Origin of the sequence: Virgibacillus sp., assembly GCF_013393565.1 — a bacterium.
Taxonomy (GTDB): Bacteria; Bacillota; Bacilli; order Bacillales; family Amphibacillaceae; genus Virgibacillus; species Virgibacillus dokdonensis.
Genome location: NZ_JABXHF010000043.1, coordinates 1 through 16,867, shown reverse-complemented (window position 1 = coordinate 16,867; position 16,867 = coordinate 1). Strand labels below are relative to the sequence as shown.

The 16,867-nt window shown below is 37.0% G+C and carries 15 protein-coding genes; 3 read left to right on the top strand and 12 right to left on the bottom strand.

What is annotated here, in order from left to right; genetic code table 11:
* Positions 1-26 precede the first annotated feature (26 nt).
* From HLX49_RS10385 to HLX49_RS10360, 6 genes are all read right to left on the bottom strand, one after another.
* Positions 27-1,559, bottom strand: coding sequence for a class I adenylate-forming enzyme family protein (locus HLX49_RS10385; RefSeq protein WP_296361716.1), 1,533 nt, complete (start codon positions 1,557-1,559; stop codon positions 27-29).
* A 451-nt stretch (positions 1,560-2,010) separates the two neighbouring features.
* Entirely contained in the window at positions 2,011-3,171 is a 1,161-nt protein-coding gene (locus tag HLX49_RS10380) for a CaiB/BaiF CoA transferase family protein (protein WP_296361715.1), read from the bottom strand.
* A 45-nt stretch (positions 3,172-3,216) separates the two neighbouring features.
* Positions 3,217-4,368 carry a thiolase family protein gene (locus tag HLX49_RS10375; protein ID WP_077702868.1) on the bottom strand — a complete coding sequence of 384 codons (1,152 nt, stop codon included), beginning with the start codon at positions 4,366-4,368 and terminating at the stop codon, positions 3,217-3,219.
* Between the two features lie 174 nt (positions 4,369-4,542).
* Positions 4,543-5,700, bottom strand: coding sequence for an acyl-CoA dehydrogenase family protein (locus tag HLX49_RS10370; RefSeq protein WP_077702867.1), 1,158 nt, complete (start codon positions 5,698-5,700; stop codon positions 4,543-4,545).
* Positions 5,701-5,888: 188 nt separating this feature from the next.
* Entirely contained in the window at positions 5,889-6,656 is a 768-nt protein-coding gene (locus HLX49_RS10365) for a 3-hydroxyacyl-CoA dehydrogenase (RefSeq protein WP_077702866.1), read from the bottom strand.
* Positions 6,657-6,885: 229 nt separating this feature from the next.
* On the bottom strand, positions 6,886-7,479 hold the full coding sequence (locus tag HLX49_RS10360; protein WP_296361711.1) for a TetR/AcrR family transcriptional regulator: 594 nt from the start codon (positions 7,477-7,479) through the stop codon (positions 6,886-6,888).
* 332 nt (positions 7,480-7,811) lie between these two features.
* On the opposite strand from HLX49_RS10360, the gene HLX49_RS10355 reads away from it, so the two are divergent.
* Positions 7,812-8,993 carry an LL-diaminopimelate aminotransferase gene (locus HLX49_RS10355; RefSeq protein WP_077702864.1) on the top strand — a complete coding sequence of 394 codons (1,182 nt, stop codon included), beginning with the start codon at positions 7,812-7,814 and terminating at the stop codon, positions 8,991-8,993.
* A gap of 146 nt (positions 8,994-9,139) precedes the next feature.
* Complete coding sequence (locus tag HLX49_RS10350; protein WP_296361708.1) at positions 9,140-9,724, top strand: class D sortase; 585 nt, start codon at positions 9,140-9,142, stop codon at positions 9,722-9,724.
* Between the two features lie 261 nt (positions 9,725-9,985).
* On the opposite strand, the gene xsc is transcribed toward HLX49_RS10350, so the two are convergent.
* The 6 genes from xsc to HLX49_RS10325 form a co-directional block, all read right to left on the bottom strand.
* The gene (gene xsc, locus HLX49_RS10345) at positions 9,986-11,761 is read right to left on the bottom strand and encodes a sulfoacetaldehyde acetyltransferase (protein ID WP_296361706.1); all 1,776 of its coding nucleotides are present in this window, start codon (positions 11,759-11,761) and stop codon (positions 9,986-9,988) included.
* A 297-nt stretch (positions 11,762-12,058) separates the two neighbouring features.
* Positions 12,059-13,012 carry a selenium metabolism-associated LysR family transcriptional regulator gene (locus tag HLX49_RS10340; RefSeq protein WP_296361704.1) on the bottom strand — a complete coding sequence of 318 codons (954 nt, stop codon included), beginning with the start codon at positions 13,010-13,012 and terminating at the stop codon, positions 12,059-12,061.
* Between the two features lie 30 nt (positions 13,013-13,042).
* Entirely contained in the window at positions 13,043-14,431 is a 1,389-nt protein-coding gene (locus HLX49_RS10335; RefSeq protein WP_296361702.1) for an aminotransferase, read from the bottom strand.
* Between the two features lie 151 nt (positions 14,432-14,582).
* Complete coding sequence (locus tag HLX49_RS10330; protein WP_077702860.1) at positions 14,583-14,705, bottom strand: hypothetical protein; 123 nt, start codon at positions 14,703-14,705, stop codon at positions 14,583-14,585.
* Positions 14,690-14,806, bottom strand: a complete 117-nt coding sequence (locus HLX49_RS17105; RefSeq protein WP_164085478.1) for a hypothetical protein — start codon at positions 14,804-14,806, stop codon at positions 14,690-14,692. Before HLX49_RS17105 ends, HLX49_RS10330 begins: the two co-directional genes overlap by 16 nt.
* Before the next feature lie 464 nt (positions 14,807-15,270).
* Positions 15,271-15,990 (bottom strand): GntR family transcriptional regulator, encoded by a 720-nt coding sequence (locus HLX49_RS10325; RefSeq protein WP_296361699.1) that lies wholly within the window; start codon positions 15,988-15,990, stop codon positions 15,271-15,273.
* A 309-nt stretch (positions 15,991-16,299) separates the two neighbouring features.
* On the opposite strand from HLX49_RS10325, the gene psiE reads away from it, so the two are divergent.
* Positions 16,300-16,749 (top strand): phosphate-starvation-inducible protein PsiE, encoded by a 450-nt coding sequence (psiE, locus tag HLX49_RS10320; RefSeq protein WP_073013284.1) that lies wholly within the window; start codon positions 16,300-16,302, stop codon positions 16,747-16,749.
* Positions 16,750-16,867: the final 118 nt, after the last annotated feature.

The window sequence follows — 16,867 nt, the reverse complement described above, 5'->3', positions numbered from 1 at the left end:
TTGCTCCACTCCTTTTTAATGATTTGCTAAGATGATGACTCTCCTGTTTGTAGTGCTTCTCTAAGACGATATTTCAAGATTTTTCCGGACGCATTGCGAGGTATGAAATTTTCTTTAATAAATTCTGTCGGTACTTTATAGCTAGCTAAATGTTGGCGACAAAACGTTTTTAGTTTTTCTACTTCCAAACTTTGACCTTCTTTTGCTACAACAATTGCAACAACTTTTTCTCCCCATATTTCATCTGGTAATCCAATTACTGCTGCTTCTAATACATCAGGGGATTGATAAAGAACTTGCTCTACTTCTGTAGAATAAATATTTTCACCACCGGATATAATCATATCTTTCTTTCGATCAACAAGGGTAATATACCCATCTTCATCTATGATTGCTAAATCTCCAGTATAAAGCCATCCGTCTCTCAGCGTTCGTCTTGTCTCTTCGGGATTTTTATAATATTCCTTCATCACCATTTCACTTTGAATAATAAATTCACCTACTTCATAAGGTGCAGCATCCTCTCCCCATTCATTGACGACTTTGACTTCCGTACAGAGCATAGCTTTTCCACCTGCACCCATTTTTGTCTTATGTTCCTCAGGCAACAATAGAACTCCACCTGGACCAGCTTCCGTTAAACCACACATATTGTAAAATTGATCGTGCTTAAATAAGTGCATCACTTTTTTCAATAAAGCGGTTGGCATCGGTGCAGCACCATAACCGCAACGTTTTACTGAAGAAAGGTCATAAGTTTCATAATTCGACGCTTGGAGTAAGAAATTATACATGGTCGGCACGGCAAAGAAGAGAGAGATTTTATATTGTTCAATCGCTTGTAATACATGAGCGGGGTGAAAGTCTTGATGGATAATTTGCGTAGAACCTAGAAAAGTACCTGTAATCATAAATAGGTTTAATTGTGCGGAATGGAATAATGGCGCAACGTGAAGTAATTTGTCTGCAGGATCTATTTTCATCATAATGGCTGAGGTAAATGCGACATAAAGGATTCGATGGTGGTCAAATAAAGCCCCTTTTGGGTTTCCAGTTGTACCAGATGTGTATAATATTTCGGCATCATCTGATTCTGCAACTTCTACATTAGGTTCTAATACATTTTGCACACGAATATCATGTATCGTTTGTATGTTTTCATAAGCTTGATCACTGGCACAAATGCGTAACTTTATATTCGGATTATTTTCCGTAATTTGCCGAACTAAAGGGACATATGCTTCGTCAAAAAATAGAACAGAAATGTCTGCATCCTCCACAATATATTGTATTTCGCGTGCGGTTAAACGAAAGTTAATCGGTACAGCGATAGCTCCAATTTTCATAATGGCATAAAATACAATCATGAATTGATCGGAATTTTTCATTAAAACACCTATTTTTTCTCCTTTCCCTACATGATGTGTTAATAAACCGCTAGCAATCTTATTAACTTCGTCGTTGAGCTGCTTATATGTGTAGGAGTGATTTTCAAAACAAACAGCTTGCTTATCTGGAAACTGCCGCGCATTCCTAGCTAACGTCGATCCTATATTCAAATCTATCCCTCCCATTTTAATTTTGTGTAACAAAGGCTGAGAGCGCCTGTTAAGCAACGTAGCGACTGGAGCGAATCAACGAAAGTTTTACGAAGCCTGCCACTAAAACAGAGGTATGCCGACACACTAAGGCAAAGTTTTTAGTCAGCCTTTCTACTTAGCACAAACCGATGGTGACTTAACTTAGACCAATGAAGTGAATTCGCCTAGTTGCTGGACATGGCTATTCGTTAAATCGATATCCCAAAGCAACAATTTTTATACTTTCTTATTTCTTACAAAAACATACGTATTCCAACGTAAAAATGTTTCTACACTATAGGTCATTGTCAAGTTTTTTAGGACTTATCGTATAAGCAAAGTTTTCTAAAATAGCTAAAAAGATGTGTACTTTTTTGTAAGTAGAGAAGTGTAATGAACGACTTGTACTTTTCCTCCTCCCCGTTTTCGTTTAATTTTCATCTTGTAAAGCTGCTGTAGAACTATGAGCTATATATGGATCAAGCACTTCCTGATGCTCTCCATGGTTAGGGGCTAAAGAACGAATGCTTCCTGGTGTTTTAGAGAGTTTTATAGGTATGCCAATCTGCTTCACCTCCCCAACTGTAGGATGGGGGATGGATACAACCATATCTCGTGCCTTTACTTGGGCATCTTTTTCTACTTCCGAAAAATTTTGAACAGGGGATATACAAGCCTCTACACCTTCAAAAAGCTGTACCCATTCGTTTAATGATTTTTGTTGAATAACGGATTGAATTTCATACTTGACGCGATGCTGTTCAAGTAAAGGCGCGTGTTGATAAGCGATTAGCTCCCTTTTGCCAATCGTATCACAAAATACTTGCCAAAATTTCGGTTCCAATGCTCCTACCGCTAGCCATCTACCATCTTTCGTTTCATAAACTTCATAGCATGCTAATGCTCCACTTAAAGGCTGTTTTCCGCGTTCTGGTAATTCGTCTGTAGCAAAGTAATTGGGTAAGCTCGTTTGTAACCAAGCAAGAACGCCGTCCATCATCGATATATCTATGAATTGTCCTTCACCAGATGTCTTCCTCTCCCACAATGCAAGCATAATTCCTAATGCAGCAGGATAAGCACCGCCACCAATATCTGCAATTTGCGCAGCTGGTACAATTGGCTTGCCATTCTGTTCTCCTATGAGATGTAATAATCCCGCGTAGCTAAGGTAATTCAAATCATGGCCAGCTTTTGAAGCATATGGACCTGTTTGTCCATAGCCTGTAATCGAACAATAAATAATTCGCGAGTTAATCGTTTTTAATGTTTCATAATCTACGCCTAATCTTTTCATTACACCCGGTCGAAAAGATTCGAGAACAACATCTGCATCCTTGACCATGTTTAAAAAAATGGTTCGATCTGCTTCCCGTTTCAAATTTAAACAGACGCTCTTCTTGTTTCGGTTCAACGCGTGAAACATGGCACTGTCCTCATCAAGGAGAGGATAATAATTTCTAGCATAGTCACCCTTATCTTGATCTTCTACCTTAATAACCTCTGCACCAAAATCTGCAAGTAACATAGAACAATAGGGACCTGGCAATAATCGAGTCAAATCAAGTACACGGATGGCTGTAAGCGGCAAAAGAACACCTCCTTGTTTAAAATTTTACACCAAGCTTTTTTTCTATTAAGCTAAACGTTCAATAATTGTTGCATTCGCCATACCATGACCTTCGCACATGGTTTGTAATCCGTACCGTCCACCTGTACGTTCCAATTCATGTATCATAGTTGTCATTAATCTTGCCCCACTGGCTCCAAGCGGATGACCGAGCGCAATTGCACCACCATTTGGATTAAGACGTTTTGGATCTGCTCCAGTTTCATGCAACCAAGCTAAAGCTACAGAGGCAAAAGCTTCATTTACTTCAAAAACGTCGATATCGGAAATGCTTAATCGGGCTATACGTAATACTTTTTCCGTAGCAGGTATTGGTCCCGTCAGCATAAGCGTTGGGTCAGAGCCAATCACCGTACGTGCTAAGACCCGAAACTTTGGCTTTAACCCTAATTCGTTTGCTTTGTCACGAGACATTAGCAATAGCGCTGCTGCACCATCACTAATTTGACTGGAGTTGCCAGCAGTGATTTTTCCACCTTCTTGAAATGCAGCCTTTAATTCGCTTAACTTATCCAAACTTGTTTGTTCCCTCGGTCCTTCATCATACCTCAACAAATCCAATGATCCATCTGGTAAGTTTACTTCTAGTGGCATGATCTCCTTATTAAAGTAGCCCGATTTCATTGCTGCAATGGCTTTTTCATGACTTATGAGTGAAAACTCATCTAGTTGCTGGCGACTAAATCCCCATTTATCAGCAATTCGTTCTGCGGATAGCCCTTGATTAATGATTTCATATTTGGAGGTTAAATTTTCATTTATTGTAACCCCTTGCATATTGGACCCCATTGGAACACGCGTCATATTTTCCACGCCGCCGGCAATGACCACATCCATGTCTCCGCTCATAATCGCTTGAGAAGCAAAATGAACAGCTTGTTGACTCGATCCACATTGACGATCAATCGTTGTTCCAGGCACTTCAACTGGAAAATCAGCAATTAATGCAGCTTGCCTAGCAATATCAAACGCCTGCTCACCTACTTGAGACACACAACCGTAGATGACATCTTCTACTAGTCCAGGGTCAATGCCTACTCGTTCTATCAATGCTTGCAAAGGTTTTGCCGCTAAATCTTCTGCACGTTTTGCTGACAAACTCCCTTTACGCCTTCCAACTGGTGTTCTTACAGCCTCTATAATTACCGCTTCTCGCAATATATGATCATCCCTTCCATTTCTGATATATGTTATTACTGACTATTGCCTAATCCCGAGATGTAAACCCTTTCAATAAATAGATTCCATTTTCACATGCAAAAATAATCCTGTAAATATCTTTCTTCGTATATGGTGACTATTCCAATACGAACCACGGCAATTGTTATCTAACTATTCCGCATCTACTAATCCCATATTTTTGGCGATAATTAGTTTCATAATTTCATTAGAACCTGCATAAATAGATGACACAGCTACATCACGATATCTTCTTGCAATTTCAAACTCTTCCATATAACCATATCCACCATGTAATTGCATACAAATTGCTGCTACTTTCTTAGCTAAGTCTGTCGTCCACCACTTTGCCATGGACACCTCTGACACAATTTGCTCCCCAGCCATATGTTGTTCAATTAAACGATCAACAAACACATTGCCAATTTGCCACTCTGTATAAAGCTCAGCAAGTTGAAATTGTGTATGTTGAAATTCACTAATTCGCTTTCCAAATGCTTTTCGTTGTTTTACATATTCAGATGTGATTGTAATCATTTCTTTTATAGCTGCAACACTTTGCATACTTACTAATAACCGCTCCTGCTGCAACTTTTCCATCAAATAATAAAATCCTTTACCTTCTTCTCCCAGTAAATTCCCAGCTGGTACACGAGCATCTTCAAAAATTAATTCACATGTATCATTTGCGAGCTGTCCCATCTTTTTTAGCTTTTTCCCTTTTCGAAATCCTGGAGTATTAGCTTCTACAACGAGCAGGCTTATTCCTTTATAAGCAGGCTGGGCATGTAGGTTCGTTTTGCAAACGACGACCACTAAATCTGCGGAAGAACCATTTGTTATAAATGTTTTCTCTCCATTTACAATATAAGCATCCCCATCTTTTTTTGCCGTTGTTTGAATTGCTGCCAAATCAGACCCCGCCCCAGGCTCCGTCATCGCAATAGCAGAAATAATCTCTCCTTGTATCGCTTTAGGTAACCACCGTTTTTTTTGTTCTTCTGAACCATACGTATCTATATAAGGCATTACAATATCATTATGTAAGCCCAATCCTACCATTGCTGTGCCAATCCGTTCAAATTCTTCATTTAAAACAACCGAATACCTAAAGTCTGCTTCGAAACCACCATAGACTTCTTTAGCCCAAGAACATAGATAGCCTTGTTCCCCTGCTTTTTTCCAAAATGACCTTGGTATTTGCTGATTCACTTCCCAGTCAGCGAAATATGGAGCTGCTTCTTGTTCCAAAAATTTTCGTAATGAACTACGGAAAATCGCATGTTCTTCTTCTAAAAAATGTCTTTTCAAGCAAAAACCTCCTCCTAATACCGTTGAGAAAACCTAATCTAGCTTTTACTACAACTATATGTGCAATGTAGTTTTTTATAAAAACTCTCTTTTCTTCATAGATAGTCTATCTAATGCAAATCATGACAGTTTCTTCAACGACTAAGCCTACATTTTAATATTTTATATTGTATAAAGATTTCTATTTATCATTTGGGCTGCATACGTATGGCACCGTCTAATCGAATGATTTCTCCATTCAACATAGGATTTTCAATAATACTTTTTGCTAACTGTGCATATTCTTCGGGATAACCTAGCCTAGATGGAAACGGTGTCATTTCTCCTAACGCTTTTTTTGCTTTTTCAGGTAAGGAAGCAAATAACGGGGTTTCAAATAATCCAGGTGCAATCGTCATAACACGTATACCTATAGATGATAGATCTCTAGCGATCGGTAACGTCATTCCTGTTATCCCCCCTTTGGAAGCACTATAAGCCGCTTGACCAATTTGACCATCAAACGCTGCTACTGAAGCTGTATTAATAATAACTCCTCGCTCTCCATTTTCATTAACAGTATTAGCGGACATTTTTTGCGCAACAAGCCGAATGACATTAAACGTTCCAAGCAGATTTACTTCAATAACTTTTTTAAAAATTCCTAAATCATGTACCCCCTTTTTGCCTAGTGTTCTTTCTGCGGCGCCTATTCCTGCACAGTTAATAAGCATATCCACTTTTCCAAATTGATTTATCGTATTCTCTAATGCATCCTGTACACTTCTCTCATCAGTTACATTAACGTGATAATAATCTACTGCACTTCCGAGTTCTTCAGCTAGTAATGCACCATTCTTCTTTGCCAGATCAAAAATGACGGCTTTTCCACCTCCCTCTACAATTTTTCTTACTGTAGCTTCACCAAGGCCAGATGCACCACCAGTAACAACAGCAACCCCTTTTGCTATTTCCATTTAATCTCCTCCAACATGTAATTAAAATTTGCTTCTTAACAAGTAATTACTCTCCTCAAATACTATGGAAATTCCATATTCACATTCTACAATACAAATCTTTTTTAAAAATTCGGCTAATTATCTTATGGAAGAAAGACGCCATTGTCTTTCTTGCTATAAACCAAAAAAATGTATACTTTCCTATCGTGCTTATCGTCTATTCACTTTCGTTAGCAAGGACCTATTGTCACTTATTTGGTGACAACATTCGCAATAAGTAGATAGCAATATCTTCAGCAATCTCTGTCCTACTTTTTTCCCCGTCCTCAGCATACCATTGCGTTACCCAGTTCATCGAACCTAAAATTATATTTCGCACCACTTTTACATCTGTAACATCAAAGGTACCTTCATCTATTCCCTCTGTAATCATCTGATCAAAAATTTCGGCATACGTATCTCGAAGTTTAAAAATAACATCTAATTGTTTTGTATTAAATATTTGTTCTGGTTTTAACATCAATTCAAACCCAGAGCGTTCCTCCAATATATATTCAATATGAGAAATAATGGATTGATTAAACTTTTTATCGATAGGAATTTGTTTTTGTTGAATTTGTTGTACTTTCCACAAACTCCGTTCCAATAGCATAATTTGACTCTGATACAGTAATTCCTGTTTATCTTTAAAATAGTAATAAACAGTTCCTTTTGTCATTAACAGCTTAGCAGCAATTTCTTCCATTGTAATTCCATTGTATCCTTTTTCCGATAGGACACGGATGGCCATACGAATGATTTCCTCTTTTTTTTCTGCTACTTTTTTCTCTCTCAAGGACATACCGTTTCACTTCCTTCCTCACCTTATTCATTATTCTAATTATTCTTTATTTAACTGTCAAGTTAATTTTCTAAAATTTAAAACTATATTACTATCTTACATTAATTATCTAATAATTATACGCTAAAAAATTGTTTTATATGGGGGTAAATAACAAATTTTATACACTTGTTTTTATATTTTATGCTGACTAATTTAACCATTCGTCTTATAGTTGTTTAGTGAAAGCAAACATGGTTTCCTATAAAAATTTCATTTACCATTCTGTTTGTAAAAGTGGTATAATCATACTAATTTCAGTATAAGGATACACAACGATAAGGTGGTTACACATGAATATTAATCTAGCTGACAAAATGAAACATTTTCAAACATCTATTTTTAATGAACTTTCCAGCTATAAACAGAAAAAAATTAGCGAAGGGGTCAACATGATTGACTTGAGTGTAGGAAGCCCAGACCTTCCACCAGCATCATTCGTGATTGACGAACTTACAAAGCAAGTGCAAGACCCTGCACAATATGGCTATACCCTTACAGGTACGGATGAGTTACATGAAGCAATAGCAACCTATTATGGCAAACAATATCATGTACCGCTTATGCCAACACGAGAGGCTTTCATGGTCATGGGTTCCCAAGATGGTTTGGTTCACTTGCCAATGGTATTAACAAACCCTGGTGACACAATTCTTCTTCCTGATCCAGGTTATACAGCATACCATACGGGTGTAGCTTTAGCTGAAGCTGAACAATACCTCATGCCACTAAAAGCAGAAAATCATTTTCTTCCAGACCTTCATGCTATTCCAGAAGAAATTTTGCAAAAGTCAAAACTGATGATCCTTAATTTTCCGGGGAATCCTGTACCAGCTACGGCTACAAAAGCTTTTTTTGAAAAAGTAGTGGCTATTGCTAAAAAATATAACATTGCTATTTTACATGACTTTGCCTATTCAGAGCTTTACTATGACGAAAAACCAATTAGTTTTCTTTCGGTTGATGGTGCTAAAGAGGTTGGCGTAGAATTTAATTCATTCTCTAAAAGTTTCAATTTAGCTGGGTGCAGAATTGGCTATATAGTAGGGAATGAACAAATAGTAGACGGGCTAAAACGTTTGAAATCTAATTTAGATTTTGGTGTTTTTTTACCAATACAAAAAACAGCAATTTGCGCACTGGAACATGCATCTTTCTTCACACAAAAATTACGCAACGTCTATAAAGCACGTAGAGATCTTTTAGTCACTGGTTTTCATAATGCTGGATGGAAGGTTGCTTCACCGAAAGCATCCATGTTTATTTGGGCTAAAGTTCCCAAAAATTATACATCCACTGCATTCGCTTATAAACTAATGGATGAAGCAGGAATTGTTGTCGTGCCCGGGAATGCTTTTGGTCCTTCAGGAGAAGGGTATGTACGTATTGGCTTAGTACAGCCAGAAGAAGTGCTAAACGAAGCAGTGCAAAGATTACAAAAAAGTGCCTTATTTACTCCTGTCAATATGGGATAGAAATTTACACAACTTGATTTCTATGCGGTATGAGAGTAAAAAATTTCATGCTTTACGAACCTATCCAACATCGTATATGATTAAAATATACTGTAAGAAAATTTTATCATTTAAAACCTTATTAAAATCTTTGGGTAGAGGTGGGAATGTTGTTAAGGACTTTTTCAATCATTTTAAATGTGTGCGGAATAGCCATTCTAGGCTATGGTGGGTTTCAGCTTTATCATTCAAAGGTAATGGAAAGTGAGCGGATGGATGAAGCAGAATCATTTGTTTCCCATAAAATAATTTCGGATGTAGAAGATGTAGAAAAATTTAATTATGATGCGTTCAAACAAGGAGATACAGTCGGCGTTCTTTATATTCCAAAGCTTGATCGAGAATTACCAATCATTGAAGGTGTAGATGAAGACGACCTAGCTCAAGGTGTTGGTCATTATACCGGTACAGGGTTTCCAGGAGAAAACAAACAAATTTTATTATCTGGACATCGTGATACCGTGTTTAGAAATTTTGACCAATTAAAAGATGGAGATGAATTCCATGTAAAAATGAAACAGGGTACCTTTATTTATACAATGCAGGATCATAAAATTGTCGCTGCAGATGATACGACGGTTATAGATCCAGACAGAAAAAACGAAGTATTAACGATATCTACATGCTATCCTTTTTCCTACATCGGGGACGCGCCAGATCGTTATGTTATTTACGCTTACCCAACGAAATAGATTGTTTTATAGGATAACGGATGACTCATACTTGTTATTTACAAATCGTTCTAGCAAATGAAGCGAGCTACAACCTTCTTCAGAACAAACGTCCTTAGCAACGATTCTTTAAATTAAAAACACTTGGCTTGTCGCCAAGTGTTTCCTATAGAACAAAGGAATTTCCTTAACTCCAAGCACCTCATTTTATACTTTCTTATCCCTTCAACGACAAAAACTCACTGCCCCTCATTGGATGCAGTGAGTTTTTATTTTCTCGTCTTATTTACCCCAAGTTTCATAATCTAAATGCTTATATTTATCCAATAGACGTGTAGGCATCTTCAGTGCGTCTTTTCTAAACGGGGGAGCTAGCTGCGTACCATCAACCATAATGTTTAATACAGCTGGCTTTCTTTGTTGAAGTACATGATTTACAACTTCAGCAATAGCTTCTGGTTGCTCTATGGTATATCCCAATGCCCCCATTGATTTCGCTACTTCTGTAAAATCAGGTGCTTCAATATCAGACCCAATAAAGCGGTTATCATAGTAATCAACTTGATTTTTCTTCTCGGCTGCCCAAGACTTATTGTTGAATACGCAAGCAACAACTGGAATATTTTGTTCTACAGCTGTACTTACCTCATGCAAACTCATCCCCCATGCTCCATCGCCAATAATTGCAACTACTGGAGAGCTTGGTTCAGCCAATTGTGCACCTAAAGCTGCAGGATAAGCAAATCCAGTGTTTCCAAAAGTTAAAGCAGCAATATGTCGCCGTGTTTGAGTGAATTTCAAATACGCATTAGCCGTAGATGAGACGTTACCTATATCTGTTGAGATAATAGTATTCTCTGGCAAAGCTTTCGTCAGTTCAAGTAAAGCCCGACGCGGATTAATTGGCTCCCCTTCTACCATAGCAAGATCAATAAGTTCTTGCTCCCAATCTTGTTTTCGTTTACTAACTGCTGTTAATCGTTCGTCATTACTTTTTCTTTTAGGAACAGACTTCTCTAATTGTTCATAAATAGCTTCTGCAGAAGATTTCGCATCACCAATAATCCCAATTTCAACAGGATGGGTTCTAGCAATATTTCTCGGGTTAATATCAACTTGAATAATTTTAGCCTGTTTAGGAAAATAGTCGATATCATAGCAAGGCAAAGTTCCAAAAACAGACAGCCGTGTACCAATTGCTAAAACTACATCAGCTTCTTGTAATGTATACATAGCCGCCTTAGACCCCATGTAACCAATAGGACCCACTGCTAATGGGTGATCTGCAGGAAATGCATCATTATGCATATACGAAACAGCAACAGGAATAGTTAAATGCTCAGCAATTTTACTTACCACATCAACGGCATCAGCATCTACTACACCTCGTCCAGATAGGATAACTGGATTTTCAGCTTGCTGTAATAATGTGACAGCATCACTTATTGCAGCAGGGTCGCCATTTCCTCGTTTATCAACACGATATTGACGGGGAGAAAGAATTTGATCTTCTAGTTCACCGTAAAATAAGTCACGTGGGATATCATAAAGAACCGGCCCTCTTTCCGCATACGCAATTCGAAACGCTGTCCGCAAACAATCCGCTACCCTACTTTTATGAGTAACCCTAACCGTCTCTTTGGTAATGGATTGAAAAATGGATACTTGATCTGCTTCTTGAAAACCATCCCAGCCTATCGTCGGCGTCCCAGCTGACGGGGAAATAACAACCATAGGTGTATGGGCTTGGTTTGCTGCTGCAACTGATGTAACCATATTTGTAATTCCAGGACCATTTTGCCCAATGACTACACCGGCGACTCCTGACACGCGTGTATAAGCATCCGCCATATGAGCTGCGCTTTGTTCATGCCGTACTGGCAAAAATCGAATACCTGCAGTTGGAAATAAATCTAACATATCCATAAAAGCTGATCCGACAATACCATACACTTCTTTGACGTTTTCTGCAACTAACGTTTCAACAATCGCCTCACTAGGCGTCATTTTCATTTTATTACCTACTTGTTTACTTTCCGCATACTGTTGTTTTACCATAACCAATGCCTCCCTTTGATTATATCCTCTTTAGAAAAAATGGTTTATCGCAAAATCGCTATGACGAAATCTTTCGTTTTACTGATACGATTCTTCTTAATACAAAGTTCTGTAAGACTATCCTTTCATACTTAGAAATGCCAAGTTACAAAAAACTAACTGGGGAATAACAGCACATAAATCCCTTCTTCTTTCAAGTGTTCTTGAGATCCTATCCTATCATTGAGCTGCTTACGAGTAATAGCGAAAAAAAGAACCCTAATGAATGGAAAATTCAATTTATTTAACGTGAATTCATTAAACAACACCTAATCGATTTGTGGAAATATTGCCCTCTAGTGCTATAGCCATCTTTCTCAATTCATCCATAAACAATTCTGTAGTTGAAGTTAAGATCTGACCTTTTCGAAACACCAAATAGAAATGTCGGTTAAACGCAACGTTTTTTATGCTATAGGACGTTAGTAAGCCTAATTGCTTCTCTTTTAAAATTGCGTTTTTAGAAATAAAAGAAGCTCCTAACCCTGATTCTACTACCGCTTTAATTGCTTCAGTACTGCCCAATTCCATTACAATGTTCAAATCATGAAAAGAAACTCCCGCTCGTTTTAAATATTGCTCCACAACTTCACGCGTGCCAGAACCGTTTTCACGTATGATTAAAGGAATGTTTTTTAATTGATCTAACGTTATTTGCTTTTCAAGAAAAGGAAAATAATCGACTTTCGTTACTAAGCAGAGTTCATCTTCTAATATTGGATGCATCACGATGTGCTTATCATTAATTGGAGTCTCGATTAATCCTACATGTACGACCTGATCCTTTATATGATGAACAATTGAAGTTGAATTAGAAATTTTTGCTTGCATATGAATAAGTGGATACTTCTCTTTGAAACGCTTTAAAAAATGCGGTAAAATGTATTCTCCAATTGTTAAGCTACACCCTATTTTTAAATCTCCATATATTTTTTCTTCTATTTTTAAAATTTCTTTTCGAGCCAAATTGCTTAGCTGAACAATATTTCTAGCATACTTTAACAAAATTTCTCCCGATTGGGTTAACTTAACTGTTTTCGTCGTTCTTTCAAATAACTTAGTTTGTAATTCTTCTTCGAGAGCTTTTATCTGTGAGGTAATCGTCGGTTGCGTAACAAATAACTTCTTCGCAGCTTCTGAAAAACTGTTTTTCTCAGCTACTGCAATAAACGTTTGTAATCGCTCATAGTTCACGTTACGCCATCCCCCCATTTTATCTACTCTTTGTTATTACTTCAGGTTCTATAATGGAATACTTCCAGAAATATTACTACCAAAGAGATGATTAAAAACATCTGTTACCGTCTCCACTAGAAACATCAAATCTTCTTCCGTACTTGTTAATGGTGGAGCAATGATGATGACATTATTTTGGCCAGGTACCGTATCGCCATTTCGTCCAATAATTAATCCTCTGTGCTTGCAGTTTTGCAATATTTCCACCATTTTTTCATCTTCTAACGGTTCTTTTGTTACTTTATCCTTGACCATTTCCAAGCCTACCAAGAAACCAATCTGTCTCACTTCACCAACATAATCATACTTTGTTAGTCGCTGCAACGTGTTTAAGTGACTTTTAGCAAGATCGTGTACACGTTGCACTACATTTTCCCGTTCAATAATTTCAATATTTTTTAGCGCTACTGCACACGCTGCAGGATGTCCGCCATATGTGGATACATGTCGAAAATGGTTATCTTTGCCGACGTTTTTAAATGATTGATAGATTTTATCTTTTACAGCAGTTGCACCTAATGGTAAATAACCACTTGTTAATCCTTTTGCCATCGTTACGATATCAGGTTGTACCCCATTTGCATGCATAAACCCAAACATTTCTCCCGTTCTGCCAAAACCGGAAACGACTTCATCCATGATGAGCAAGACATTGTATCGATTGCAAATGTCTTGAACTCGTTCAATATACTCCATAGAGGGAATGATAACTCCACCACCAGAAATAAACGGTTCCATTATAAATGCGGCTACTGTTTCTTCTCCTTCCCAACGAATGGTATCCTCTACCAATTGCGCAGTTTTTAAATCAGACTCTTCTTTTGTACCATTAAAAATCGACCGATAAGCATATGGTGGATAGACGTGTAAAAACCCTGGAACAGCCGGATCATATTTTACACGTCTATTTGCTTGTGCAGTAGCACTTAATGCACCTAAAGTAGTCCCATGATAGCTCCGATAACGGGAGATGATTTTATATTTTTCCGGATTCCCGGTCTGTTTGTGATACTGTCTCGCAATCTTAAAAGCGGTTTCATTTGCTTCCGAACCACTATTTGAAAAAAAGCATTGGTAGTTTCCGCCTAATAAATCACTCAGCTTCGTAGCTAACTGCAATGCAGGTTGGTGACTCATCGTTAATGGAAAATAGGTTAATTTCCCCATTTGTTCTGCACATGCTTCAATAATTTCTTGCCTTCCATGCCCTAGATTTAAACACCATAAACCCGAAACACCATCCAAATAGCGATTCCCAGCCTCATCTGTAAACCAACCGCCCTCTCCTTTAACCGCAACCAACTGCTTCGCTTGCGGATCATGCCGATGCATGGCATGCCATAAGTGTGATGGCTTCTCTTCTGTAACAGAACGCATTTCCATTTTCTCCTTCATTCCCAAATCCCCCTTTTTAAAATTATACAGATACATATTCTGATAAGGCTGTAGATAATGGTATATACGGTAAATCAAAAGCGGCTGCAACTTTCTCATGTGTTATATTTCCGTAAACTGTATTCACACCATTCGCTAAGGATGCATGTAATTAAATCGTCTTGTTTAATCCTTGATTAGCTATTAACATGCCATACTGACAGGTAGTATTTGTTAAGGATAGTGTAGCTGTTCTAGCTACAAACCCAGGGATATTAGCTACTGCATAAGGCAATACATCATGTTTTTCTTATATTGGTTAAACATGTGTCGTAATAATTCAATGGATCCCCCCTTATCCACTGCTACATCAATAATTACCGATCCTTTGGACATGCCTTTTACCATCGATGACCATGACTAATAAATGTCATAGCTCCAGACGATGTAAATGCAACGCGACGTTCATTATTTTTAATCTCTTTTGGCACACGAATAATCATTCAGGCACCTCCTCATACTTTATATTTAGCTGTTTTTTACTTATTTGTTATTGCTTAAAAATGCCTTTGATGCATGTTAACTACCGTTGTACACAATGATTCATCAGGACATCCGTACCAGTTGAATGATTGTGATCACACATATTATATACAATTATCACCCTATATTTCAATTTATTATAAAAATTCAGATATTAATAATTAAAATACTATTTATAAGCATTTATTATGAGTTATTTACAAAATATCCCAAAAACGAACGACCTAATTAAACTATTGTAAGCCGACTCCAGCAAGTCTTTTCTTCCCTCCATACACTCCATGAAGTACCCGCTTATTACATGTATGCAACACAACTTAACCAAATTTGCGAGACAGCTTTATTTTAAACGCATATAAATCACTTTTATAGAAGGCTTCTTCAAATTCTATGATCTCCCCTGCTCCATTTTTTATAATTCTTTCGGCAATGAGTACATGTTTGTCTTTTTCTATACAAAGATAAGGTCGATCTTCTTCGTAAATATGACCGCTTGATATTGTTTGATCCGCCTCCGCAAATGTAATCCCTAATTCATTTTCCAGCAAATCGTATAGGGTCGCATTATTAAGATCATATTGCAGCAGTTTTTCACCAATCCATATAGGATAATAGTGACGCTCCACTCCAATAGGGATCTGATCTGCGTAACGTATTCTTTTTATAAAATATGCTTCTCTTAATCCAGTTTGCTCTTGAATATAACTTGGAGTTGTTGTTTTATAATTTGTAATTAGTTGCGCGCCAGGCTCCATCCCCATATGTTGAATTGTTTCTGTTGTACTACGCAAATTTCCAAACCAATCGTGAATTGGTTTTAAAGAAACAAATGTCCCTTTTCCATGCCTTTTTTCTACAATTCCTTCTCGTACTAATAGCGTGATAGCTTCCCTTACTGTACTCCTACTTACATTATATGTATGCATGAATTGACGTTCACTTGGTATTTGACCTTGCAATTCGCCATTTTCTACTTGCTTTTCAATTATTTCCTTCAACTGTACATGTAAAGGAACTGAATTCGTATAATCGAGCACGTAGTCTCCCCCCTCGATTTATTTATTTTATCATAACATAATTTCAGAAAAACTTGGCTTATACGATAACCGAGAAGCCTCTACGTCCTATAGGAAAAATAGAAGTTTATTTATTGCCTTTAGCTTTTAATTTTTTCTCCATGTCAAAGGAATAGTTTATTACTTCTATTTTATTTAAAAAATAGATATTAGATTTTATTAACAGAGTAAAAAGTATTGAAAATTTAATACTGTCATCTATTGGAGGTGTGTTATGATAACAATAAGAAATATGTACGTATCATGCTAGAATGGAGGGCTTATATTTGCATGAAAAATTTAAAGTCGCTGTATACAAAATCATTATATGTATTTCCTTATTTATTACAAGTTATATTAAATGTATCCCTGATTATTCTCGCTATTGTTTTATCTGTCTTACTTGTAAAGGAGCTTATTTTATTCGGAACAATTTTACTTGAAGGTGATACGACAGACTACCAACTGTTTCTTGCCAATGTATTATTATTTTTCCTATATTTTGAGTTTGTCGCTATGATTGTAAAATATTTTAAGGAAAACTATCATTTTCCCTTACGTTATTTTTTATATATTGGTATAACAGCAATGATTCGTTTGATCATTGTTGAACATGATAATGCGCTAGATACGTTATTTTATGCATTCGTTATCTTAATTTTAATTATTGGCTATTTTATTATGAATTTAACCCCTCGTGAACGACCTGAAAGCAAGTGGTTTTTTCAAAATAAGAGGTGAATGTAGCATCCTTATAGCCTTTTGAATAAAGACGATATAAAAAATGGATTGGCAAGATGACTGCCAATCCTTTACTTAATTTTTGTCTTTATCATAATGTTTTAACGCCAATTTAGTT